Below are 23,448 nucleotides of genomic sequence, written 5' to 3'. Positions count from 1 at the left end.
CGCACCGGGCTTTTTTATGTGTGTCGCAAAATTGCGACAAAGACGGTTTGCGACTGTCTCCAAAAGGAGACATTTAACTCATTGATTTATATATGGCAGAACAGGTTCCTGTTAAGGTGTTGCTTAATAGCGACACTTAGCCTGGAAATCATTCAAACGATAATGAACAGGTGAAATTGGTAAAATGTTTATATATCAATGTGTTAATGTTTTTTTTTGCATTCTGGCACGGGTGTTGCATAATATTAACCAGTGGCTCATTCACCTTCTTATGTCAGCCCCTTCGGGACGTGCTACATAAACTTCGAATGACGCACAAAAAGGTGCCTGCCGTCCAACTACTGATCATAGCGATGCTTTATCAGGCCAGGGCGAAACGTCGAGTTAGGCACCGCCTTATTCCATAACAAAGCCGGGTTTTTACCCGGCTTTGTTGTATCTGAAGGGCAGACTCAGTTACGCTCTGCGTAAACCCCCATGAAGAGAGTAATGCGTTGAAACGCTGGCCCGTTTTTCCCCGCTCCCTGCGACAGCTCGTGATGATGGCCTTCCTGCTAATCCTGCTGCCATTGCTGATCCTCGCCTGGCAGGCGTGGCAAAGCCTTAACGCGCTGAGCGCTCAGGCCGCACTGACTAACCGCACCACGCTTATCGACGCCAGACGCAGTGAAGCGATGACCAACGCCGCGCTGGAGATGGAGCGTAGCTATCGCCAGTACTGCGTGCTTGACGATCGGACGCTGGAAAAGGTTTACCAGAGTCAACGCAAGCGCTACAGCGAGATGCTGGACGCGCATGCGGGCGTGTTGCCCGACGACAAGCTGTATCAGGCATTGCGTCAGGATCTGAACGATCTTGCGCAGCTGCAATGCCACAATAGCGGGCCGGATGCCGCCGCCGCCGCGCGTCTTGAAGCGTTTGCTGCCGCCAACACCGAGATGGTGCAGTCAACCCGCACGGTCATTTTCTCTCGCGGTCAGCAGCTGCAGCAGGAGATAGCCGAACGCGGGCAGTTCTTCGGCTGGCAGGCACTGGTGCTCTTCCTGGTGAGTCTCGGGCTGGTTCTGCTCTTTACCCGTATGATCATCGGCCCGGTGAAGGGCATTCAGCGTATGATCAACCGTCTTGGAGAGGGGAAATCGCTCGGGGATTCGGTTTCCTTTAAAGGCCCGCGCGAGCTGCGCTCCGTTGGTCAGCGTATTATCTGGCTGTCTGAGCGTCTGGCGTGGCTGGAATCCCAGCGTCATCAGTTCCTGCGCCATATTTCCCATGAACTGAAAACGCCGCTCGCCAGCATGCGTGAAGGAACGGAGCTGCTGGCAGACGAGGTGGCAGGGCCGCTAACGCCAGAACAGAAAGAAATTGTTGAGATTCTGGATGCCAGCAGCCGCAACCTGCAAAAGCTGATTGAACAGCTGCTGGATTACAACCGCAAGCTGGCTGACGGGGCGGTCGTTCTTGAAGAGGTCGAGATTGCGCCGCTGGTGGATATGGTGATCTCCGCCCATAGCTTGCCAGCAAGAGCTAAAATGATGCATACCGGGGTGGAGTTGAGTGCGCCTGCCTGTCTCGCTGAACCGATGCTTTTAATGAGCGTTCTGGATAATCTTTACTCCAATGCGGTGCACTATGGTACTGAATCCGGTAACATTTATATCCGAAGTTATACGATGGGTTCCCGGGTGTTTATTGACGTCGCTAACACCGGCACCCCGATCCCTGATGACGAAAAAACCATGATCTTCGAACCCTTTTTCCAGGGGAGTCATCAGCGGAAGGGTGCGGTAAAAGGAAGTGGTCTGGGCTTAAGCATCGCCCGGGACTGCATACGACGCATGCAGGGTGAGCTAAACATTGCCACGGACGAACGTGCGGATGTTTGCTTCCGTATTGAACTGCCCCTGAGCCGGAAAAACCAATAAAATGAATCTAAGTCTGGTGAGTATGTCACACGTCTTTTTCCGCGCCGTACGTGCGGTGTTTTCCAGCAACACATTTCGCCTGGGTTTACCTTGTTTATTTCTGGCAGGGTGCGTTTCCCATGCGCCACAAAGTGCGATAAGCGGTAAACAAGAAGATAAATGGCCGGATAACCAGCTGGCGGATTTCCTCTCTACCCGCTGTGACGACATCTGGAATTTGTCAGGGCATGATGTCGAAAATAATCCGCTGTTCTGGCTGCGCGGAATAGATTGTGCCCAGCGTCTTGCGCCGGTGGACGCCCGTTCGAAAGCGGCGATGCTGGATGACGACACCTGGCAGGACGCTTTCAAGCGGGGAATTCTACTGGCCGATGCGAAAATCACCCCCGTCGAACGCCGGGCTAATGTGACCCGGCTGGGTACCTTTACGATCGCGCTCCCGGTACAGGTACGACCGGTATACCAGCTCTGGCGGGATGGTCAGACCTTACAGCTTCAGCTGTCTGAAGAGCGTTCTCGCTACAGCAAGCTCCAGCAGTCCACCGACAGCGAACTTGATACGCTGCGTCAACAGCAACAGCATTTACGCACTCAGCTGGATACCACGACGCGCAAGCTGGAAAACCTGACCGATATCGAAAGACAGCTCTCGTCGCGCAAATATCAGCCTGGTAGCGCATCCGCAGCACCGGACAGCGACACGCAGAAACAAGAGGATGTGAAGCATGACGAGCCGTAAACCTGCCCATCTCTTACTGGTGGATGACGATCCCGGGCTGTTAAAGCTGCTGGGGATGCGTCTGGTGAGTGAAGGCTACAGCGTAGTGACTGCGGAAAGCGGACAGGAAGGGCTGAAAGTCCTTAGCCGCGAGAAAATTGATCTGGTCATCAGCGATCTGCGGATGGACGAAATGGACGGTCTGCAGCTGTTCGCGGAGATCCAGAAGCAGCAGCCGGGCATGCCGGTGATTATCCTGACGGCACACGGGTCAATTCCGGATGCCGTCGCCGCAACCCAGCAGGGCGTATTCAGCTTCCTCACCAAGCCGGTAGATAAAGACGCACTCTACAAAGCCATCGACAGCGCGCTGGAGCACGCGGCACCCTCTGGCGACGACGCATGGCGTGAATCCATTGTGACCCGCAGCCCGATCATGCTTCGTCTGCTTGAGCAGGCGCGGATGGTCGCCCAGTCCGACGTCAGCGTGCTGATTAACGGCCAGAGCGGAACCGGGAAAGAGATCCTGGCGCAGGCGATCCACAACGCCAGCCCGCGCAGCAAAAATGCCTTTATTGCCATTAACTGCGGCGCGCTTCCGGAACAATTGCTTGAGTCCGAACTGTTTGGTCATGCCCGTGGCGCCTTCACCGGCGCGGTAAGCAGCCGGGAAGGGCTGTTCCAGGCCGCGGAAGGCGGCACGCTGTTCCTCGACGAGATTGGTGACATGCCTGCGCCGCTACAGGTCAAACTGCTGCGCGTGCTTCAGGAGCGTAAAGTGCGCCCGCTGGGCAGCAACCGCGATATTGATATTAACGTACGAATTATTTCCGCCACCCACCGCGACTTACCAAAAGTGATGGCGCGCAACGAGTTTCGTGAAGACCTCTACTACCGTCTGAACGTGGTGAATCTCAAAATCCCGGCACTGGCAGAGCGTGCTGAAGATATTCTGCTGCTGGCGAATCACCTGTTGCGTCAGGCGGCCGATCGCCATAAACCATTTGTCCGCGCGTTTTCCACCGATGCGATGAAACGGCTGATGGCGGCCAGCTGGCCGGGTAACGTTCGCCAGCTGGTAAACGTGATTGAGCAGTGTGTGGCGTTGACGTCATCGCCCGTTATCAGCGATGCGCTGGTGGAGCAGGCGCTGGAAGGGGAAAACACGGCCTTGCCGACTTTCGCCGAAGCGCGTAACCAGTTCGAGCTGAACTATCTGCGCAAGCTGCTGCAGATCACCAAAGGCAACGTGACCCACGCAGCGCGAATGGCCGGACGCAACCGCACCGAGTTTTACAAGCTGCTCTCACGCCACGAGCTGGAAGCAAACGATTTTAAAGAGTAATGCCGTATGGTACTGTGAGCAATCGATTACGAGGCAGCTTACAGGCAAGCGTTTAAGGACCCACCATGAAAAAGATTGATGCGATTATTAAACCTTTCAAACTGGATGATGTGCGTGAAGCGCTGGCGGAAGTCGGCATCACCGGGATGACCGTGACGGAAGTGAAAGGTTTTGGTCGTCAGAAAGGCCACACCGAGCTTTACCGTGGCGCAGAGTACATGGTCGACTTTCTGCCGAAAGTGAAAATTGAAATCGTGGTCAGCGATGACATCGTCGATACCTGCGTGGATACCATCATCCGCACGGCGCAGACGGGCAAAATTGGCGACGGTAAAATCTTCGTCTTTGACGTGGCGCGCGTAATCCGTATCCGTACCGGCGAAGAAGACGACGCCGCGATTTAACGATGCCAACGGTTTTGAAGGCCGGGTAAGGCGTAGCCGCCACCCGGCGAAAAAAAAGCCCCTAGTTCGAGGGGCTTTTTGCATTACAGCACTTTATGCGGGCCGAAACATTCGTAATGAATGTTGTCTTTATTCACACCCAGCGCCACCAGCTGCTTCGCGGCATATTGCATAAACGCCACCGGTCCGCAGACGTAGAACTGCATATCCGGCGCGCTGAACGCCCCTTCATGCTGGCTTAAATTCATCAACCCTTCGCTGTCAAAACGTGCGGCTGCGCGGTCTGCTTCCGTTGGCAAGCGATACCAGGTATGCGCGGTGAAGCGGGGCAGCGTCGCGCCCAGCGTTTTCACTTCGTCCGCAAAGGCATGCACCTCGCCGTTCTCTGCGGCATGGAACCAGTTGACCTGTGCGCTGTGGTTTGCTTTCGCCAGCGTATCCAGCATCGCCAGCATTGGCGTTTGGCCGACACCAGCCGAGATCAGCGTTACCGGGGTAGTAGCGTCTACCGCCATGAAGAAGTCACCCGCCGGTGCGGCCAGGTGAACGACGTCACCCACGCTGGCTTCGTTATGCAGCCAGCTGGAAACCTGGCCGCCGTCCTCGCGTTTCACCGCAATGCGATAGCCTTTGCCGTCGGGTTTGCGGGTCAGGGAATACTGGCGGATCTCCTGATGCGGAAAACCTTCAGGCTTCAGCCACACGCCGAGATATTGGCCTGGCTGATAATCCGCTACCGGCTGACCATCCACCGGTTCAAATTCAAAACTGGTGATCAATGCGCTGCGCGGTGTTTTCTCAACGATGCGGAAGGCGCGAGTGCCTTCCCAGCCGCCGTTCTTGCTGGCGTTTTCACTGTAGATCTGCGCTTCACGGTTGATGAAGACGTTTGCCAGCACGCCGTAGGCTTTACCCCAGGCGTCCAGTACCTCCTGGCCCGGGCTGAACATTTCGTCCAGCGTTGCCAGCAGGTGGCCGCCGACAATATTGTACTGCTCGGGTTTGATCTGGAAGCTGGTGTGCTTCTGCGCGATTTTTTCCACCGCAGGCAGTAATGCCGCCAGGTTTTCAATGTTGCTGGCGTAGGCCGCGATGGCGTTGAACAGGGCTTCACGCTGATCGCCATTACGCTGGTTACTCATGTTGAAAATCTCTTTCAACTCTGGGTTATGCGTGAACATGCGATCGTAAAAATGAGCGGTGAGTTTAGGACCGGTTTCCACCAGCAGGGGGATGGTGGCTTTAACGGTAGCGATGGTTTGAGCGTCGAGCATGAGCGCGTCCTTTTGATGTGACTTTAATGATGTATTTTAAATGCATCTTATAAAAAATACCCCTGCGTTGTAAATGGTTCTTTGCAAGATGAAAAATATGCATCACAAACCTGAAAAGAAATCCGTTGAAACAGGGGAGCGCTTTATTCCTCAAACCCTTGCGTGGCGTGAAGGAAAACGTTTGCGTAAAATCGTTTGTCAAGACCTGTTATCACAGAACTATTCAGTTATACTGTTGCCCGTCGTCCAACAGGACTGCCTTTTCAGGCCAAAATTTACTTGTTAGCTGAGTCAGGAGATGCGGATGTTAAAGCGTGAAATGAACATTGCCGATTATGATGCCGAACTGTGGCAGGCTATGGAGCAGGAAAAAGTACGTCAGGAAGAGCACATCGAACTGATCGCCTCCGAAAACTACACCAGCCCGCGCGTCATGCAGGCACAGGGTTCTCAGCTGACCAACAAATACGCTGAAGGTTATCCAGGCAAGCGCTACTACGGCGGTTGCGAGTACGTTGATATCGTTGAGCAGCTGGCAATCGACCGTGCGAAAGAACTCTTTGGCGCTGACTACGCGAACGTGCAGCCGCACTCCGGCTCTCAGGCTAACTTCGCCGTTTACACCGCGCTGCTGCAGCCGGGCGATACGGTGCTGGGTATGAACCTGGCGCAGGGTGGCCACCTGACTCACGGCTCCCCGGTGAACTTCTCCGGCAAACTGTACAACATCATCCCTTACGGTATCGATGAGTCCGGTAAAATTGACTACGAAGACATGGCGAAGCAGGCTAAAGAGCATAAACCGAAGATGATCATCGGTGGCTTCTCTGCTTACTCCGGTATCGTTGACTGGGCAAAAATGCGTGAAATCGCAGACAGCATCGGTGCTTACCTGTTCGTCGACATGGCGCACGTAGCGGGTCTGATTGCCGCTGGCGTTTACCCGAACCCGGTTCCGCACGCTCACGTTGTGACCACCACTACCCATAAAACCCTGGCGGGTCCACGCGGTGGCCTGATCCTGGCGAAAGGCGGTGACGAAGAGCTGTACAAAAAACTGAACTCTGCCGTGTTCCCAAGCGCGCAGGGCGGCCCGCTGATGCACGTTATCGCGGCAAAAGCGGTAGCGCTGAAAGAAGCGATGGAGCCAGAGTTCAAGGTTTATCAGCAGCAGGTTGCTAAGAACGCCAAAGCGATGGTGGAAGTGTTCCTGAACCGTGGCTACAAAGTGGTTTCTGGCGGTACTGAAAACCACCTGTTCCTGCTGGATCTGGTTGATAAGAACCTGACCGGTAAAGAAGCTGACGCTGCACTGGGCCGCGCTAACATCACCGTGAACAAAAACAGCGTGCCAAACGATCCGAAGAGCCCGTTCGTGACGTCCGGTATCCGTATCGGTTCTCCGGCTGTGACGCGTCGCGGCTTTAAAGAAGCGGAAGTGAAAGAGCTGGCTGGCTGGATGTGTGACGTTCTGGACAACATCAATGACGAAGCGGTTATCGAGCGCGTCAAAGGTAAAGTTCTGGATATCTGCGCACGCTTCCCGGTATACGCATAATTCCTCTGCTCAGCAGAACGTTAAAAGGCCGCGCGTGCGGCCTTTTTTTATGGCTTAACGGCGGTCAAGGGATATTGCGCCTGGACCTACAATCGCCAGCAATATAAATGCGCCCGCAATACTGACATTCTTGTAGAAATTAATCATATTCGGTACGACCGCGTCACCGGTCATATTCCAGTAATGGTGACCAATCACCGCCGTGCCCAGCGTGTAGAACACAAACAGCACGGCAAGAGGGCGGGTGAAAAAGCCCAGTACGATCAGGATGGCGGCTGGCACTTCCATCACCACCGCAATAATGGCCGCCAGCATGGGCATCGGTGTCCCCAGCGAGGTCATATATTGTACGGTGCCGCTAAACCCCGTCAGTTTCGGATAACCAAAGATAATAAACAGGACGACAAGCGCGATACGGGCAATCAACAACAACAGATGGCGTGACTGACCAAAATCGAGATAACGTAGTGAGTTCATGGCAGAAAACCTCTGCAAGTGGAGTAATTTAAACGTAATACACATTTTCATTCCCTGCCATAAGCCTGACGACTGCACGATATGTTAATTTTTCGTTAATTTATAGCAGGCTATCTACTTGCTTAATTTTTCTATTCTCGCCAGACTATGGCCTCCATTTCGGGAGGGATTCATGGTCTTGCATTCCACGCGCTGGCTGGCGCTCAGCTATTTCACCTATTTCTTTAGCTACGGTATTTTTCTGCCATTCTGGAGCGTCTGGCTCAAGGGAATCGGCCTGACTCCAGAGACCATCGGCGTTCTGCTGGGGGCCGGACTGGTGGCGCGTTTTCTTGGCAGCCTGCTGATTGCCCCGCGCGTCAGCGATCCCTCTCTGCTGATCAAGGCTGTACGCATTCTCGCGCTGCTCACCCTGGTCTTTGTCGCCTGCTTCTGGGTAAGCCATCAGTTTGCCTGGCTGATGGTGGTGATGGTCGGCTTTAACCTGTTCTTCTCTCCGCTGGTTCCTCTGACGGATGCGCTGGCGAACACCTGGCAAAAGCAGATCACCATGGACTATGGCCGCGTGCGCCTGTGGGGCTCTATTGCTTTTGTTATCGGTTCCGCGCTGGTTGGGAAACTGGTCAGCCTCTACGACTACCGTGCGATTCTGGCTCTGCTGAGCATCGGGATAGCGTCGATGCTGCTGGGAATGCTGTTACGTCCATCCGTGATGCCGCAGGGAGAAAGTCGCCATCAGGAGAGCGCGGGTTGGCCAGCCTGGCGGAGCCTGGTCGCACAGAGCTGGCGCTTTCTGGCGTGCGTCTGTCTGCTTCAGGGGGCGCATGCGGCGTACTATGGCTTCAGCGCTATCTACTGGCAGGGGGCGGGCTACTCTGCCTCTGCGGTCGGTTACCTCTGGTCGCTGGGCGTGGTGGCCGAAGTCATTATTTTCGCCCTGAGCAAAAAGCTGTTCCGCCGTTTTGGCGCGCGCGATCTGCTGCTGCTTTCGGCGATTTGCGGCGTGGCACGCTGGGGTATTATGGGCTGGACGACGGATCTGCCATGGCTGATCTTGGCGCAAATTCTGCACTGCGGCACCTTCACCGTATGTCACCTGGCGGCGATGCGCTATATCGCTGCGCGTGAGGGCGGGGATGTGATTCGTCTGCAGTCGGTCTATTCCGCGGTAGCAATGGGCGGCAGTATTGCGGTGATGACGGTCTTTGCCGGTTTCCTGTATCAACACCTCGGGCACGGCGTCTTCTGGGTAATGGCGCTGGTGGCGCTACCGGCGATGTTTGTTCGACCAAAAGTGGCCGCACGCGCGTAACTACGACTCCAGCATCGCGCGAATATGCTCTTGCTGCTGCGCATTCAGTGATTCAACCGCGTGGATCAACGGCGGCGAGAACAGCGGCAGGGCAACAGGATAGGGGGTGACCACCAGCGCGGCTTCGCGCGGCGCGCCCTCTTTCTGAAAAGCCTGCAACGTCAGATAGCGAATATTGAGCGGCAGCAGCGTCAACTCGCGCAGCTGCTGTTCAATCAGCTCCTCACAGGATTTATCTTCCCCGGTCAACAGCACCACCTGCTTTTCATGGAGATCGGACTCCTGCATCAGCCAGGCGCCGAAAATCACCGCGACCAGGCTCATCTCTTCATCGGAAAAACGCAGGCCAAACTCCGCTTCCAGCTCAAACAACGCCTCTTTCGTGGTGCGTAACAGCCGGGGATAGAGACGATGGATCTCCTCTGGCAGGCTGTTGTCGATGCCAATTTCAAACAGGGAACGGTCCAGCGCCTGAGACAGATGGATATACAGCTGATCGGTCAGCCCTTGCTCGTCGCTGAAGTTCATCCCGGTCTGCGAGCGAAAACGGGCCACCATGCGCACGATGGCGCGACGCAAACGCTCATCCTGCTGGTGCTCATCCAGCACCGGATCGGGCGTGCGGAGCATCATAAACAGCAGCGCCAGAAACAACTGCTCATCCACATGCGCGCCCTGAGGAACGCGCCGCTTCCAGTGACGGACGATCTCCTGCGCCGTAAAATACTCTCCCCGCGACTGCGTCCAGCTGCGCTGGGCATGGGAAAATTGTGGCGTATTCCCCAGGTGGTGCTGGATAAGGCAGTACTGTAAGTAGAGCTGTAAGAACTGGATGTCCCGACACTCAAACTGCCGCTGCAGCTTGCGCGAGCAGAAGTTGATTAACGCCCGCAGGTTAGCATCGTCGTAAAGTGGCCGCGCGATGCCGTGTTGTTTAAGCGCGGTTTTTAACGCTGGCGTAAACTGGTGCGAGACAAACTGCGGGCAAAGGCGGAGCGCCCTGCGCAGCCAGTGCAGCAGGCATAAACGCTGGTTCAGGGCAGTGCCTTCAATCCGGTAGCTGCCGTCGTGGTGCGTGACGATATCCAGCCGGTGATAGCGCTGGATTTCATCGCGCGTCTCGGCTATATCTTGCCGTGCCAGGACGTCGTCCACGCCGTTGGCTGCGATTATGCTCTGTGCGGTGACGGCAGCATCGGGCAGGTAAAGCATTAAAAGCACCTGGCAACGGCGCTGCGAACTGGAAAGCACAGATGGAATTTCAAGCGTCGTCATCATCTGTCGGGTATCCAGTGTGAATGTTTGATAAGAATAGCTAAAGGATGGGGGCTGAAAAGCGCACCGGCAGGCCTTTCACTCAGGATTGCTGGAGAACATCACAGAATTTTTGACGTGAGGAATTGATGCAGACAGTTAAACACAGTGCGATGGCGTTATTTTTGGCGGTTATCTCCTTCACCACCTGCGCACATCCTCACAGTTTTATCAGCCTGAAAACCGAACTGGTCACCGACGGCACGCAGTTAAGTGGCCTGAAGATGCGCTGGACGATGGATGAAATCACCTCGGCTGACCTGCTTTATGATGCGGGAAATGCGAAGCCCGGCGATGAAATCTGGAAAAAGCTGGCGGCGGAAGTGATGGCTAACGTGCTGGGTCAGCACTACTTCACCGAGTTCTGGCATAACGGCCAGAAGGTGAAGTTTCTTAACCGACCCACGGAGTATGGTATGTCACGCGACGGGCATCAGGCGGTGCTGACGTTCGTCCTTCCGCTGGCGCACCCGCAGCCGCTGGCAGGGCAAAAATATACTTTTTCCACTTTTGACCCCACCTACTACGTCGACATGCACTACGCCGACGAGAGCGATGTACAGCTGCCGGCCTCGTTGCAGAAAACCTGCAAAATGGCGGTTCACACCCCGAAGCCCAGCGAAGAGACGCTGAACTTTGCCGTCTCTCTTGATAAAGAAGATGCGCCACCGGAGGACATGGAGTTGGGTAAACAGTTCGCGCAGGAGGTGACGTTACAATGTCAGTGATCGCTTCTCCGTCCCGCAAATCTCGCCGCTGGCTTCATCTTTGGCCGCTGGCGCTTTTTATACTGTTAGCTATTGGCGGTTCGCTCTGGCTGTGGCAGGCCTGGCCGCAGGTGATGATGAAAAGCATCATCTGGCAACGCGAGGTGAACCAGCAGATGAGTGGTTTACTGAAAGCGGTGGCGGAGAACCCAACGAAAGCGGGCGGTTCCCTGCTGGCGTTCAGCTTTATCTACGGGGTGCTGCATGCGCTGGGGCCTGGGCATGGCAAAATCGTTATCACCACCTGGCTTGCGACCCATCCGTCGAAGCTGAAATCGAGCATGGGTCTTACGCTGGCCTCCTCGCTGCTTCAGGGGGGCGTGGCGATTGGGCTGGTTGTCGTGGTGCTTTCACTTCTTCAGCTTCCAGCCCGGCAGCTGCACATGAGTAGCTTCTGACTGGAAAAGGGGAGCTATGCGCTGGTGGGCGTGCTGGGGCTGATCCTCTGCTGGCGAGCACTGAAAAAACTGCGCGCGCTGTTGCAAAAACCGCAATTCAGGACTTTTACGCCGCATCACGTTCACGATGAAAACTGTGGCTGCGGACATCAGCATCTGCCGACGCAGGAACAGCTACAGAACGGTGATGACTGGCGTGCGCGGCTGATGATTGTGCTCTCGATGGGGATGCGCCCGTGCTCGGGGGCAATCATGGTGTTGTTGTTCAGCAAGGTGATTGGCGTGTTTGGCTGGGGAATGCTTTCTGCGCTGGCGATGGCGGCTGGAACGTCACTGACGATTTCTTCGCTGGCGTTGCTGGTGCACAGCTTCCGTCAGCTGGCGGTTAAACTCAGCGGCAATAAAACGCCGGTGCTGTGGCGACAGGTCGGATGGACAACGCTCGCGCTGGCGGGCGGGGTGATTCTGCTGGTGGCGGCGGTGACGATGTGGAACAGTGTGGTACCGGTGGGAAGGGGATTGCGGCCGTTTTAGTTGGGATTCCCTCTCCCACAGGGAGAGGGAATGACCGGGATTAACGCTTCAGCGCGTCGCTCAGTTCATCACGCATGTTTGCCAGCATGGCTTTAACGACGCGTGGGTTACCGGCAACGATGTTGCCGGTAGACATATAGTTATGGCCGCCGGTGAAATCACACACGATGGCACCTGCTTCACGTGCGATCAGCTCGCCCGCGGCAAAATCCCATGGCTTCAGAGACAGCTCGAAGTATCCGTCAACGCGGCCGGTCGCCACGTAAGCCAGATCCAGCGCAGCAGAACCGGTGCGACGGAAGTCCGCGCATTCGGTGAACAGTTTGCCCAGGATATTCATGTAGGTGGTTGCGTGCTGTTTCGCCTTGAACGGGAAACCGGTCGCCAGGATGGTGCCGTCCAGATCGCGAGCGTTGCTGCAGCGCAGACGGTAGCCGTTCAGCTGTGCGCCCTGACCGCGGGTAGCGGTGAACAGTTCGTTACGCATTGGATCGTAGACAACAGCGACTTCAGTACGGCCTTTGATGCGTACGGCGATAGACACAGAGAAGTGTGGCAGGCGTTTGACGAAGTTGGTGGTGCCATCCAGTGGATCGATAACCCATTGAACATCCTGATCGGTACCTTCATGTTCACCGCTTTCTTCGGTGATGATGGTGTGCTGCGGGTAAGATTTGCGGATCGTTTCGATAATAATCGCTTCTGCGGCTTTATCGACATTCGTCACGAAATCATTGCTGCCTTTCTGGCTGGTTTCTACGGAGTCTGGCGTTTCGTAGTGTTTGGCAATTACATTACCCGCCTTGCGCGCTGCGCGCACGGCGATGGTCAGCATCGGATGCATCGGTCTCTCTCACTGGATGTTAAAGAACAGGAAAATCGGCGCAGAGTATAGCAGCGGGATCGGATTATGTCTCTCGTTTATGATAATATGCCCGAATATTCTTCAGACGCTGAATTCAGACACTAAAAATTATGCTGCAAAACATTCGAATCGTGCTGGTCGAAACATCGCACACCGGCAACATGGGCTCCGTTGCCCGCGCTATGAAAACCATGGGCTTAACGAACCTGTGGCTGGTTAACCCGCTGGTGAAGCCAGACTCACAGGCCATCGCCCTGGCCGCCGGAGCCAGCGACGTGATTGGCAACGCGCAGATCGTCGATACCCTCGACGAAGCGCTGGCAGGCTGCAGCCTGGTAGTCGGCACCAGCGCTCGCTCCCGCACATTGCCGTGGCCGATGCTGGACCCGCGCGAATGCGGTCTGAAGAGTGTCTCTGAGGCAGAACAGGCGCCGGTTGCGCTGGTGTTTGGCCGTGAGCGTGTTGGCCTGACCAACGACGAACTGCAGAAATGCCACTACCATGTGGCGATTGCCGCCAACCCGGAATACAGCTCGCTGAACCTGGCGATGGCAGTGCAGGTGATCGCCTACGAAGTGCGTATGGCGTGGCTGGCGACGCAGGAGAAAGAGGTAGAGCCTAAAGAAGAGACGGCCTACCCGCTGGTGGATGACCTGGAGCGTTTCTATGGTCACCTGGAGCAGACGCTGCTTTCGACCGGCTTTATTCGTGAAGGCCATCCAGGCCAGGTGATGAACAAGCTGCGTCGTCTGTTCACCCGCGCGCGCCCGGAAAGCCAGGAGCTGAACATCCTGCGCGGCATTCTGGCGTCGATTGAGCAGAAGAATAAAGAGTAGTGTCGTCTGTTTGCCGGGTGGCGCTTTGCTTACCCGACCTACCACGCATTCTCCCTCTCCCCGTGGGAGAGGGCTGGGGTGAGGGCATCAGGCAGCACCCTTGTGATACGACACGGTTTTGTAGGTCGGGTAAGCGCAGCGCCACCCGACAAAAAACGGCACAGAAGGTTAAATACCTGACTAAAACAGTCAAGTAAATAGTTGACCATTTTAGTCAGGAATGTCAGACTTGGCCCTGCTATGCAATACCCCCATTTTACAATAAAAAACCCCGGGCAGGGGCGAGTTTGAGGTTAAGTAAGACATGAGACTGACATCTAAAGGGCGTTATGCCGTGACCGCGATGCTGGACGTTGCGCTCAACTCCGAAGCGGGCCCGGTTCCGTTGGCTGATATTTCTGAACGACAAGGGATCTCCCTCTCCTATCTGGAACAGCTGTTCTCCAGACTGCGTAAAAATGGACTGGTTTCCAGCGTTCGTGGCCCGGGCGGCGGTTATCTGCTGGGTAAAGACGCGGGCAGTATTGCAGTGGGTGAAGTGATTAGCGCAGTTGACGAATCCGTCGACGCGACCCGTTGCCAGGGTAAAGGCGGCTGCCAGGGCGGCGATAAGTGCCTGACCCACGCGCTGTGGCGCGATCTGAGCGACCGTCTGACCGGCTTCCTGAACAACATCACCCTCGGTGAGCTGGTGAATAACCAGGAAGTTCTGGATGTATCAGGCCGTCAGCACAGCCATGATTCCCAACGCAGCACCCGCGCGCAGGACGCCATCGACGTCAAACTGCGCGCGTAATAAAACGATAAGTATTTCAGAATCAGGCCGGGGCACCGCGCCCCGCGTACTCGGTCGTACATCCAGCCGGTTGCCTGATTCCTTGCATTGAAGCGATGTACGGAGTTTATAGAGCAATGAAATTACCGATTTATCTCGATTACTCCGCAACCACGCCGGTGGACCCGCGTGTTGCCGAGAAAATGATGCAGTGTCTGACCCTGGACGGAAACTTTGGTAACCCAGCTTCCCGTTCACACCGTTTTGGCTGGCATGCTGAAGAGGCGGTTGATATCGCCCGTAATCAGATTGCTGACCTGGTGGGTGCCGACCCGCGTGAGATTGTTTTCACCTCCGGTGCGACCGAATCCGACAACCTGGCGATCAAAGGTGCAGCCAACTTTTATCAGAAAAAAGGCAAGCACATTATCACCAGCAAAACCGAACACAAAGCCGTGCTGGACACCTGCCGTCAGCTGGAGCGTGAAGGGTACGAAGTGACTTACCTGGCGCCGCAGAGCAACGGGATCATCGACCTGAAAGAGCTCGAAGCAGCGATGCGTGATGACACCATTCTGGTCTCCATCATGCACGTCAACAACGAAATCGGCGTCGTTCAGGACATCGCCACCATCGGCGAAATGTGCCGTGCGCGCGGTATTATCTACCACGTAGATGCGACCCAGAGCGTGGGTAAACTGCCTATCGACCTGAGCCAGCTGAAAGTGGACCTGATGTCCTTCTCCGGCCACAAAATCTATGGCCCGAAAGGGATCGGCGCGCTGTACGTTCGTCGTAAGCCACGTATCCGCATCGAAGCACAGATGCACGGCGGCGGTCACGAGCGCGGCATGCGTTCCGGTACGCTGCCTGTACACCAGATCGTGGGCATGGGCGAAGCCTACCGCATTGCGAAAGAAGAGATGGAAACCGAGATGGCACGCCTGCGCACGCTGCGTAACCGTCTGTGGGACGGCGTGAAGGATATGGAAGAAGTGTATCTGAACGGCGATCTCGAGCAGGGCGCGCCAAACATCCTCAACGTCAGCTTCAACTATGTTGAAGGCGAGTCGCTGATCATGGCCCTGAAAGACCTGGCCGTTTCTTCCGGTTCTGCCTGTACGTCTGCAAGCCTGGAGCCATCCTACGTGCTGCGCGCGCTGGGTATGACTGACGAGCTGGCACACAGCTCTATCCGTTTCTCTTTAGGTCGTTTCACTACCGAAGAAGAGATTGACTACACCATCAAGCTGGTTCGTAACTCCATCGGCCGTCTGCGTGACCTTTCTCCACTGTGGGAAATGTTTAAGCAGGGCGTGGATCTGAACAGCATTGAATGGTCACATCACTAATCGGTACATAAGGAGAATTCAATCATGGCATACAGCGAAAAAGTCATCGATCATTACGAAAACCCGCGCAACGTTGGCTCTTTTGACAACAGCGACGAATCTGTTGGTAGCGGCATGGTCGGTGCACCGGCGTGTGGCGACGTGATGAAGTTGCAGATTAAAGTCAACAATGAAGGTATCATTGAAGACGCGCGCTTCAAGACCTACGGCTGCGGTTCTGCCATTGCGTCCAGCTCCCTGGTCACCGAATGGGTGAAGGGCAAGTCTCTGGACGAAGCACAGGCAATCAAGAACACGGATATTGCTGAAGAACTCGAACTGCCACCGGTGAAAATTCACTGTTCTATTCTGGCAGAAGACGCGATCAAAGCCGCCATTGCGGATTACAAAAGCAAACGTGAAGCAAAATAATTGAGGTTTGAGTATGTCGATTACCCTTAGCGACAGCGCTGCCGCGCGAGTAAGCTCTTTTCTGGCGAACCGTGGTAAAGGCTTTGGCCTGCGACTGGGCGTACGTACCTCCGGCTGTTCTGGTATGGCTTACGTACTGGAGTTTGTTGACGAGCCGGCGTCTGATGACACCGTGTTTGAAGACAAGGGCGTGAAGGTGGTGGTCGATGGCAAAAGCCTGCAATTCCTCAACGGCACTCAGCTGGACTTCGTCAAAGAAGGCCTGAACGAAGGGTTCAAATTCACGAACCCGAACGTCAAAGACGAGTGTGGTTGCGGCGAAAGCTTCCACGTTTAACCGCGCGTCATCCGAAACCCCACCGTGGCTTTGCTGCGCGTGGGGTTTGTTCTAACAGGCTACCCCTGAGATTGTTATGGATTACTTCACTCTCTTCGGACTACCCGCTCAATACCCGATCGATCTTCAGGCGCTGACGGTCCGTTTTCAGGATTTGCAGCGTCAGTACCATCCGGATAAATTCGCCAGCGGGACGCAGGCCGAGCAGTTGGCTGCAGTTTCGCACTCTGCCACCATTAACCAGGCCTGGCAGACGCTGCGTCATCCGCTGGCGCGTGCTGAATATCTTCTCTCGCTCCACGGTTTTGATCTGGCGAGCGAACAGCATACCGTTCGCGATACGGCGTTTCTGATGGAACAGCTGGAGCTGCGCGAAGAGCTGGATGAGATTGAACAGGCTAAAGACGAAGCGCGCCTGGAAAGCTTTATCACGCGCGTGAAGGGTATGTTTGATACCCGCCATCAGCAGATGGTGGAGCAACTGAACAACGAGACCTGGGACGTGGCGGCAGACACTGTGCGCAAACTCCGTTTTCTCGATAAACTGCGAAGCAGTGCTGAACAACTCGAAGAAAAGCTGCTCGATTTTTAATTTCGGAAGCAATTATGGCCTTATTACAAATTAGTGAGCCTGGCTTAAGTGCCGCACCGCACCAGCGTCGTCTGGCGGTGGGTATTGACCTGGGCACCACCAATTCTCTCGTGGCGACCGTGCGTAGCGGCCAGGCGGAAACGCTGGCTGACGAGCAGGGCCGCCATCTGCTGCCTTCCGTGGTCCACTACCAGCAGCAGGGTCACGCGGTAGGCTACGACGCGCGCGCCAACGCCGCGCGCGATCCGGCCAACACCATCAGCTCGGTTAAGCGCATGATGGGCCGTTCGCTGGCTGATATTCAGACCCGTTACCCGCATCTGCCGTATCAGCTTCAGGCCAGTGAAAACGGCCTGCCGATGATCGCGACCGAGGCTGGTCTGCTGAACCCGATCCGTGTTTCTTCGGACATCCTGAAGGCGCTGGCAGCGCGCGCTACGGCGACGCTCGGCGGCGATCTCGACGGCGTGGTGATTACCGTTCCGGCCTATTTTGACGATGCACAGCGTCAGGGCACCAAGGATGCCGCCCGTCTGGCGGGCCTGCACGTATTACGCCTGCTGAACGAACCGACGGCGGCGGCCATTGCCTATGGTCTCGACTCCGGTCAGGAAGGGGTGATTGCCGTTTACGACCTCGGCGGCGGTACCTTTGATATCTCCATCCTGCGCTTAAGCCGTGGCGTATTTGAAGTGCTGGCGACCGGCGGGGATTCCGCGCTGGGCGGCGATGACTTCGACCATCTGCTGGCGGATTACATTCGTGAGCAGGCGGGGATTGCCGATCGCAGCGATGCGCGCGTCCAGCGTGAACTGCTGGATGCCGCCATCGACGCCAAAATTGCCCTCAGCGATGCGCAGACGGTTACCGTGAACGTAGCGGGCTGGCAGGGGGAAATCTCCCGTGACCAGTTTAACGATCTGATCGCACCTTTGGTGAAACGCACGCTGCTGGCCTGCCGTCGCGCATTGAAAGATGCGGGCGTTGAGGCTGACGAGGTGCTGGAAGTGGTCATGGTCGGCGGTTCTACCCGTGTGCCGCTGGTGCGCGAACGTGTAGGTGAGTTCTTTGGCCGCACGCCGCTGACCGCCATCGATCCGGACAAAGTGGTTGCCGTGGGCGCGGCCATTCAGGCCGATATTCTGGTCGGCAACAAGCCGGACAGTGAAATGCTGCTGCTGGACGTTATCCCGCTGTCCCTTGGTTTAGAAACCATGGGTGGCCTGGTGGAGAAAGTCATCCCGCGTAACACCACCATTCCGGTGGCGCGCGCGCAGGAGTTCACCACCTTTAAAGACGGCCAGACTGCGATGTCCATCCACGTCATGCAGGGCGAACGCGAACTGGTGCAGGACTGCCGCTCTCTGGCGCGCTTTGCACTGCGCGGTATCCCGGCATTACCAGCGGGCGGGGCGCATATTCGCGTTACCTTCCAGGTTGATGCGGACGGCCTGCTGAGCGTCACGGCGATGGAAAAATCCACCGGCGTGGAATCGTCCATCCAGGTGAAGCCGTCCTACGGCCTGACCGATGGCGAGATCGCCTCCATGATTCAGGACTCAATGAGCTACGCCGAGCAGGATGTGAAGGCGCGTATGCTGGCGGAACAGAAAGTGGAAGCCGCACGCGTGCTGGAAAGCCTGACCGGTGCACTCAATGCCGATGCCGCGCTGTTAAGCGCCGCTGAGCGTCAGGTGATTGACGAGGCTGCCGCGCACTTAAGCGTCGTCGCCATGGGCAATGATGCTGACGCAATAGAAGAAGCCATTAAAAACGTTGATAAACAAACCCAGGACTTCGCCGCTCGCCGCATGGACAAATCCGTCCGCGTCGCGCTGAAAGGCCAGTCCGTGGACGAGGTTTAATATGCCAAAGATTGTTATTTTGCCTCATGCGGACCTTTGTCCGGATGGCGCTGTTCTGGAAGCGAAGACCGGCGAAACCATTCTCGATGTTGCCCTGCGCGCAGGTATCGAAGTGGAACACGCCTGTGAAAAATCCTGTGCCTGCACTACCTGTCACTGCATCGTGCGTGAAGGTTTTGACTCGCTCGCCGAAAGCACCGAAGACGAAGACGACATGCTGGATAAAGCATGGGGTCTGGAGCCAGACAGCCGCTTAAGCTGCCAGGCCGCGGTGACCGACGAAGATCTGGTCGTGGAATTCCCACGCTACACCATCAACCACGCACGCGAGCATTAATATGGGACTGAAGTGGACAGACAGCCGTGAGATCGGCGAAGCGCTCTACGACGCGAACCCGGATCTCGATCCGAAAACTGTACGATTCACCGACATGCACCAGTGGATCTGCGATTTAGACGATTTCGACGACGATCCAAACGCATCCAATGAAAAAATTCTGGAGGCGATTCTGTTAGTCTGGTTAGATGAAGCAGAGTAAATCACTTAACGGGCTGCCTTCAGGCGGCCCGTTTGCTAATAAGGATAAATAAAATGACCGAAGCGATGAAGATTACGCTCTCTACGCAGCCTGCCGACGCGCGCTGGGGCGAGAAAGCCAGCTACAGCATCAATAACGACGGTATTACCCTGCACCTGACGGGCAACGATGATTTGGGCCTGATCCAGCGCGCCGCGCGCAAAATCGACGGTCTGGGGATCAAACATGTCTCGCTGGAAGGCGAAGGCTGGGACACCGACCGCAGCTGGGCATTCTGGGCGGGGTACAAAGGTCCGAAAGGCACCCGCAAAATTGAGTGGGCAAACCTCGACGAAGCCGGTCAGAAAGAGCTGGAAAGCCGCCTGCAGATCATCGACTGGGTACGCGACACCATCAACGCCCCGGCGGAAGAGTTAGGTCCTGAGCAGCTGGCGCAGCGCGCCGTTGACCTGCTGTGCGGCGTGGCGGGCGACAAAATGTCCTACCGTATTACCAAAGGTGAAGACCTGCGCGAGCAGAACTATATGGGTATCCACACCGTAGGCCGTGGCTCTGAGCGACCTCCGGTCCTGCTGGCGCTGGATTACAACCCAGCCGGCGATAAAGAAGCTCCTGTCTTTGCCTGCCTGGTCGGCAAAGGCATTACTTTTGACACCGGCGGCTACAGCCTGAAGCAGAGCGCGTTCATGGACTCCATGAAGTCCGACATGGGCGGCGCGGCAACCATCACTGGTGCGCTGGCGTTCGCGATTACCCGCGGCCTGAACAAGCGCGTGAAGCTTTACCTGTGCTGCGCCGACAACATGGTCAGCGGCAATGCCTTCAAGCTGGGTGACATCATTCGCTATCGCAACGGCAAAAATGTTGAAGTGATGAACACCGATGCCGAAGGCCGCCTGGTGCTGGCTGATGGCCTGATTGACGCCTCTGCGCAGAAACCTGAGCTGATTATCGACATGGCGACCCTGACCGGTGCGGCGAAAACCGCCCTGGGGAACGACTACCATGCGCTGTTCAGCTTCGATGACAAGCTGGCCGCACGCCTGCTGGCAAGCGCCGCGGCGGAAAACGAGCCATTCTGGCGTCTGCCGCTGGCCGAGTTCCACCGCAGCCAGCTGCCGTCCAACTTTGCCGAGCTGAATAACACCGCAAGCGCGGCGTATCCGGCAGGGGCAAGTACCGCAGCAGGCTTCCTGTCTCACTTCGTTGAGAACTATCACGAAGGCTGGCTGCACATCGACTGCTCCGCAACCTACCGTAAAGCAGCGGTAGAACAGTGGTCCGCGGGTGCGACCGGTCTGGGCGTGCGTACCGTGGCGAACCTGCTGACGGCTGAGTAACCTTTTTTGCCGGGTGGCGCTACGCTTACCCGGCCTACAAAACCCGTAGGCCCGTGCAAGCGTAGCGCCGCCGGGCAATTGTGAAGTAGCCAAACTATGTCCGAAACCAAAAACGAATTAGAAACTCTGCTGGAACAGGCGGCCACCGAGCCCGCTCACCGTCCGGCATTTTTCCGCACGTTGCTGGAATCTACCATCTGGGTGCCAGGCACCGCGGCGGAAGGTGAGCAGGTTGTGGAAGACAGCGCGCTGGATCTGCTGCACTGGGAGAAAGACGACGGCTCTTCAGTGATCCCGTTCTTTACCTCACTGGAAGCGCTGCAGGAAGCTGTGGAAGATGAACAGGCATTCGTGGTGATGCCGGTGCGTACGCTGTTTGAAATGACGTTGGGCCAGACCCTGTTCCTCAACGCCAAACTGCCAACCGGGAAAGAGTTCACCCCGCGTGAAATCAGTCACCTGATGGGTGAAGAGGGCAATCCGCTCAGCACTCAGGAAGTGCTGGAAGGGGGGGAAACGCTGCTGCTCTCCGAAGTGGCCGAGCCGCCCGCGCAGATGATTGATTCCCTGACCACGCTCTTCAAAACGCTCAAGCCCGTCAGGCGCGCATTCCTCTGCTCCATTAAAGAGAATGCCGACGAGCAACCAGTGCTGCTGATCGGTATTGAAGCAGATGGCGATATCGACGACATCATTCAGGCGGCGGGAAGCGTGGCGACCGACACGCTGCCGGGCGATGAGCCGATTGATATCTGCCAGGTGACGAAAGGTGAGAAGGGCATCAGCCATTTTATTACCGAGCACATCACGCCGTTTTATGAGCGTCGCTGGGGCGGGTTCCTGCGCGATCTCAAAACCAACCGCATTATCTGATGACGCGGGGTGAACTTCACCCCGTTGCTTCCAGCAGCAGTAAATCCATCAGCAGCACCAGATTCGACTCAAATGACGTCACGCCTGCTGCTTCAGCAGCGAAATGTACCGCTTCGTCATAGAGGGCAAAGTGTACGTCCGCCATCCCCGCCAGCGTATTGGCCGAGGCGCGGGTAAACGCGACGACGGTCATCCCGACGTTTTTGGCAATTCGCGCTTTATCCAGCACCTGCTCCGTTTCGCCGCTGCGTGAAACGGCAATGAACACCTGATAGCGGGCGGCGTTGCTGAGAAAAATGTTCCGGCTGTCCCCCGGCCCGGAGATAAATGCCGTTTTGCCCAACACCTGCAATTTCTTGGTCAGGTACTCGGCAAACAGATAGGAAAACCCGGCACCGTAGAGAAAAAAGCTCTCTTTCTGGCGCAGCAGGTTGGCAAAATGCTGGCGTTTGTCCTGGGTGACCCACTGAAAAGTTTGCTGATAGTTGGCGATGAATTGATTAAAAAGGGCAGGCAGCTCAGGGAGCGATTGCCCCTGCACGGTGATATGCGGCGTGTCAGAAAGCAGCTGCTTGCAGTGCCAGATAAACTCGCTAAAACCGCTGAACCCCAGCTTCTGACACAGCCGCATAATGGTGGCGGTAGAAACAAATGTCGCCTGCGCCAGCTCGCGCACCGTGATATTGCCCACCAGCAGCGGATGCTCCGTGAGGTGGGCGAGGACGCGATACTCCGCGCGGGTCAGTGACGCCCCGCGCGTTAACAGCGTGGCCAGGCGGTTATCCATTATTTTGCCGGTTCAACCGGCAGATCGTCTCGCGCACCCCATTCGCTCCAGGCGCCGTCGTAAAGAGTGACGTCGTTAACCCCGAGGGTGGCAAGTGCCAGAATCACCACGCAGGCCGTTACGCCGGAACCGCAGCTGGCAATGATCGGACGATGTAAATCCACACCCGCACGGTCAAAAATGGCGTGCAGTTCATCGGTGGTTTTCAGCTCCCCTTCAAATACCAGATCGCCCCACGGCACGTTCAGCGCGCCCGGAATATGTCCACGCTTCAGACCCGGACGCGGTTCATCCGCTTCGGCATTAAAGCGAGGAGCAGGACGGGCATCGACAATTTGCGCCGTCTTCTCGTGGCTAACGACCAGTACGTCAGTCAAACGTTTGACGACGTGTGCGTCAAACGTGGCATCGAAATCGCCTTCCGGCAGCGTGACATCACCCTGCTGAAGCGGCAGGTCATCACGCTTCCAGCCCGCCAGACCGCCTGCCAGAATTGACACTTTCTCTACGCCAAACTGTTTTAACATCCACCACGCGCGCGGTGCGGAAAAGAGGTTGCCCTCATCGTAAACAACCAGATGCTTGTCGCGGCTCACGCCCAGCTCGCGCATCGCCACGGAAAAGGCTTCCGGGCGCGGCAGCATGTGTGGCAGGGGAGAGTTGTGATCGGAGAGGGCTTCAATATCAAAAAATACCGCGCCAGGCAGATGGCCGGCACGGTATTCACCGGGAACATCGCGGTGCTCCTGCCCCGGAGGGGCCATCCGCGCGTCAATAATCTGGACTTCCGGGTCGTCGCCGTGCTCAATCAGCCAGTCGGCGGCGACAAAATATGAGGTGGACATGGGATGCC

Annotated in this window: 24 protein-coding genes and 1 pseudogene; 19 read left to right on the top strand and 6 right to left on the bottom strand. The window is 56.3% G+C overall.

The features are described from left to right. Positions 1 to 494 precede the first annotated feature (494 nt). The 4 genes from qseE (at position 495) to glnB (ending at position 4,389) form a co-directional block, all read left to right on the top strand. Positions 495 to 1,922 carry a two component system sensor histidine kinase QseE/GlrK gene (gene qseE / locus BFV64_RS16765; protein ID WP_014884834.1) on the top strand — a complete coding sequence of 476 codons (1,428 nt, stop codon included), beginning with the start codon at positions 495 to 497 and terminating at the stop codon, positions 1,920 to 1,922. A 1-nt stretch (position 1,923) separates the two neighbouring features. Then, positions 1,924 to 2,661 carry a two-component system QseEF-associated lipoprotein QseG gene (qseG, locus tag BFV64_RS16760; protein ID WP_069602299.1) on the top strand — a complete coding sequence of 246 codons (738 nt, stop codon included), beginning with the start codon at positions 1,924 to 1,926 and terminating at the stop codon, positions 2,659 to 2,661. Continuing rightward, positions 2,648 to 3,985, top strand: a complete 1,338-nt coding sequence (glrR, locus tag BFV64_RS16755; protein ID WP_069602298.1) for a two-component system response regulator GlrR — start codon at positions 2,648 to 2,650, stop codon at positions 3,983 to 3,985. Before qseG ends, glrR begins: the two co-directional genes overlap by 14 nt. A 65-nt stretch (positions 3,986 to 4,050) precedes the next feature. Further along, entirely contained in the window at positions 4,051 to 4,389 is a 339-nt protein-coding gene (gene glnB / locus BFV64_RS16750) for a nitrogen regulatory protein P-II (RefSeq protein ID WP_003860685.1), read from the top strand. Between the two features lie 83 nt (positions 4,390 to 4,472). Here glnB and hmpA read toward each other — a convergent pair whose 3' ends face one another. After that, positions 4,473 to 5,663 carry an NO-inducible flavohemoprotein gene (hmpA, locus tag BFV64_RS16745; RefSeq protein ID WP_014884831.1) on the bottom strand — a complete coding sequence of 397 codons (1,191 nt, stop codon included), beginning with the start codon at positions 5,661 to 5,663 and terminating at the stop codon, positions 4,473 to 4,475. A 304-nt stretch (positions 5,664 to 5,967) separates the two neighbouring features. Here hmpA and glyA point away from each other — a divergent pair, with 304 nt between their 5' ends. Continuing rightward, the gene (gene glyA, locus BFV64_RS16740; RefSeq protein WP_008502165.1) at positions 5,968 to 7,221 is read left to right on the top strand and encodes a serine hydroxymethyltransferase; all 1,254 of its coding nucleotides are present in this window, start codon (positions 5,968 to 5,970) and stop codon (positions 7,219 to 7,221) included. A 54-nt stretch (positions 7,222 to 7,275) separates the two neighbouring features. Here the strand turns inward: glyA and BFV64_RS16735 are convergent, their stop codons facing one another. Further along, on the bottom strand, positions 7,276 to 7,698 hold the full coding sequence (locus tag BFV64_RS16735) for a DoxX family protein (protein ID WP_014884830.1): 423 nt from the start codon (positions 7,696 to 7,698) through the stop codon (positions 7,276 to 7,278). A gap of 172 nt (positions 7,699 to 7,870) precedes the next feature. On the opposite strand from BFV64_RS16735, the gene BFV64_RS16730 reads away from it, so the two are divergent. Next, complete coding sequence (locus BFV64_RS16730) at positions 7,871 to 9,010, top strand: 3-phenylpropionate MFS transporter (RefSeq protein WP_014884829.1); 1,140 nt, start codon at positions 7,871 to 7,873, stop codon at positions 9,008 to 9,010. On the opposite strand, the gene csiE is transcribed toward BFV64_RS16730, so the two are convergent. After that, positions 9,011 to 10,288, bottom strand: coding sequence for a stationary phase inducible protein CsiE (csiE, locus tag BFV64_RS16725; RefSeq protein ID WP_069602297.1), 1,278 nt, complete (start codon positions 10,286 to 10,288; stop codon positions 9,011 to 9,013). It abuts the gene before it with no gap. Between the two features lie 125 nt (positions 10,289 to 10,413). Between csiE and BFV64_RS16720 the strand changes: the two genes are divergently transcribed. After that, entirely contained in the window at positions 10,414 to 11,052 is a 639-nt protein-coding gene (locus tag BFV64_RS16720; protein ID WP_014884828.1) for a DUF1007 family protein, read from the top strand. Further along, a pseudogene (locus BFV64_RS16715) lies at positions 11,043 to 12,023 on the top strand (nickel/cobalt transporter). Before BFV64_RS16720 ends, BFV64_RS16715 begins: the two are co-directional and overlap by 10 nt. Positions 12,024 to 12,063: 40 nt before the next feature. Here the strand turns inward: BFV64_RS16715 and suhB are convergent. After that, a complete protein-coding gene (suhB, locus tag BFV64_RS16710; protein ID WP_003860668.1) occupies positions 12,064 to 12,867 on the bottom strand; it encodes an inositol-1-monophosphatase in 804 nt (267 codons plus the stop codon). Positions 12,868 to 12,998: 131 nt separating this feature from the next. On the opposite strand from suhB, the gene trmJ reads away from it, so the two are divergent. The 11 genes from trmJ to sseB all read left to right on the top strand — a co-directional run bounded on the left by trmJ (position 12,999) and on the right by sseB (position 21,808). Continuing rightward, positions 12,999 to 13,724 carry a tRNA (cytosine(32)/uridine(32)-2'-O)-methyltransferase TrmJ gene (gene trmJ / locus BFV64_RS16705; RefSeq protein ID WP_008502159.1) on the top strand — a complete coding sequence of 242 codons (726 nt, stop codon included), beginning with the start codon at positions 12,999 to 13,001 and terminating at the stop codon, positions 13,722 to 13,724. Positions 13,725 to 14,028: 304 nt separating this feature from the next. After that, positions 14,029 to 14,520: a Fe-S cluster assembly transcriptional regulator IscR gene (gene iscR / locus BFV64_RS16700; RefSeq protein WP_008502158.1), complete on the top strand. Its 492-nt coding sequence runs from the start codon at positions 14,029 to 14,031 to the stop codon at positions 14,518 to 14,520. Between the two features lie 116 nt (positions 14,521 to 14,636). Continuing rightward, positions 14,637 to 15,851: a cysteine desulfurase gene (gene iscS, locus BFV64_RS16695; RefSeq protein WP_008502157.1), complete on the top strand. Its 1,215-nt coding sequence runs from the start codon at positions 14,637 to 14,639 to the stop codon at positions 15,849 to 15,851. A gap of 24 nt (positions 15,852 to 15,875) precedes the next feature. Next, positions 15,876 to 16,262, top strand: a complete 387-nt coding sequence (gene iscU, locus BFV64_RS16690) for a Fe-S cluster assembly scaffold IscU (RefSeq protein WP_003860661.1) — start codon at positions 15,876 to 15,878, stop codon at positions 16,260 to 16,262. 13 nt (positions 16,263 to 16,275) lie between these two features. Then, entirely contained in the window at positions 16,276 to 16,599 is a 324-nt protein-coding gene (iscA, locus tag BFV64_RS16685; RefSeq protein WP_003860659.1) for an iron-sulfur cluster assembly protein IscA, read from the top strand. A 76-nt stretch (positions 16,600 to 16,675) separates the two neighbouring features. Continuing rightward, complete coding sequence (hscB, locus tag BFV64_RS16680) at positions 16,676 to 17,191, top strand: co-chaperone HscB (protein ID WP_003860657.1); 516 nt, start codon at positions 16,676 to 16,678, stop codon at positions 17,189 to 17,191. A 14-nt stretch (positions 17,192 to 17,205) separates the two neighbouring features. After that, entirely contained in the window at positions 17,206 to 19,056 is a 1,851-nt protein-coding gene (hscA, locus tag BFV64_RS16675) for a Fe-S protein assembly chaperone HscA (protein ID WP_014884825.1), read from the top strand. A 1-nt stretch (position 19,057) separates the two neighbouring features. Beyond that, positions 19,058 to 19,393: an ISC system 2Fe-2S type ferredoxin gene (gene fdx, locus BFV64_RS16670; protein WP_003860652.1), complete on the top strand. Its 336-nt coding sequence runs from the start codon at positions 19,058 to 19,060 to the stop codon at positions 19,391 to 19,393. Position 19,394: 1 nt separating this feature from the next. After that, the gene (gene iscX, locus BFV64_RS16665) at positions 19,395 to 19,595 is read left to right on the top strand and encodes a Fe-S cluster assembly protein IscX (RefSeq protein ID WP_014171178.1); all 201 of its coding nucleotides are present in this window, start codon (positions 19,395 to 19,397) and stop codon (positions 19,593 to 19,595) included. A gap of 53 nt (positions 19,596 to 19,648) precedes the next feature. Further along, positions 19,649 to 20,935, top strand: a complete 1,287-nt coding sequence (gene pepB / locus BFV64_RS16660; protein ID WP_069602296.1) for an aminopeptidase PepB — start codon at positions 19,649 to 19,651, stop codon at positions 20,933 to 20,935. Positions 20,936 to 21,031: 96 nt separating this feature from the next. After that, positions 21,032 to 21,808: an enhanced serine sensitivity protein SseB gene (gene sseB / locus BFV64_RS16655; protein ID WP_069602295.1), complete on the top strand. Its 777-nt coding sequence runs from the start codon at positions 21,032 to 21,034 to the stop codon at positions 21,806 to 21,808. 16 nt (positions 21,809 to 21,824) lie between these two features. Here sseB and BFV64_RS16650 read toward each other — a convergent pair whose 3' ends face one another. Together BFV64_RS16650 and sseA are read right to left on the bottom strand one after the other, a co-directional pair. Continuing rightward, complete coding sequence (locus tag BFV64_RS16650; protein WP_023331085.1) at positions 21,825 to 22,595, bottom strand: MurR/RpiR family transcriptional regulator; 771 nt, start codon at positions 22,593 to 22,595, stop codon at positions 21,825 to 21,827. Further along, positions 22,595 to 23,440, bottom strand: a complete 846-nt coding sequence (sseA, locus tag BFV64_RS16645; protein WP_023331084.1) for a 3-mercaptopyruvate sulfurtransferase — start codon at positions 23,438 to 23,440, stop codon at positions 22,595 to 22,597. Before sseA ends, BFV64_RS16650 begins: the two co-directional genes overlap by 1 nt. Positions 23,441 to 23,448: the final 8 nt, after the last annotated feature.

Source organism: Enterobacter kobei (genome assembly GCF_001729765.1).
Classification (GTDB): Bacteria; Pseudomonadota; Gammaproteobacteria; order Enterobacterales; family Enterobacteriaceae; genus Enterobacter; species Enterobacter kobei.
Note: the sequence above shows the minus strand (reverse complement) of the source record. Positions and strands in the feature narration are given on the sequence as shown.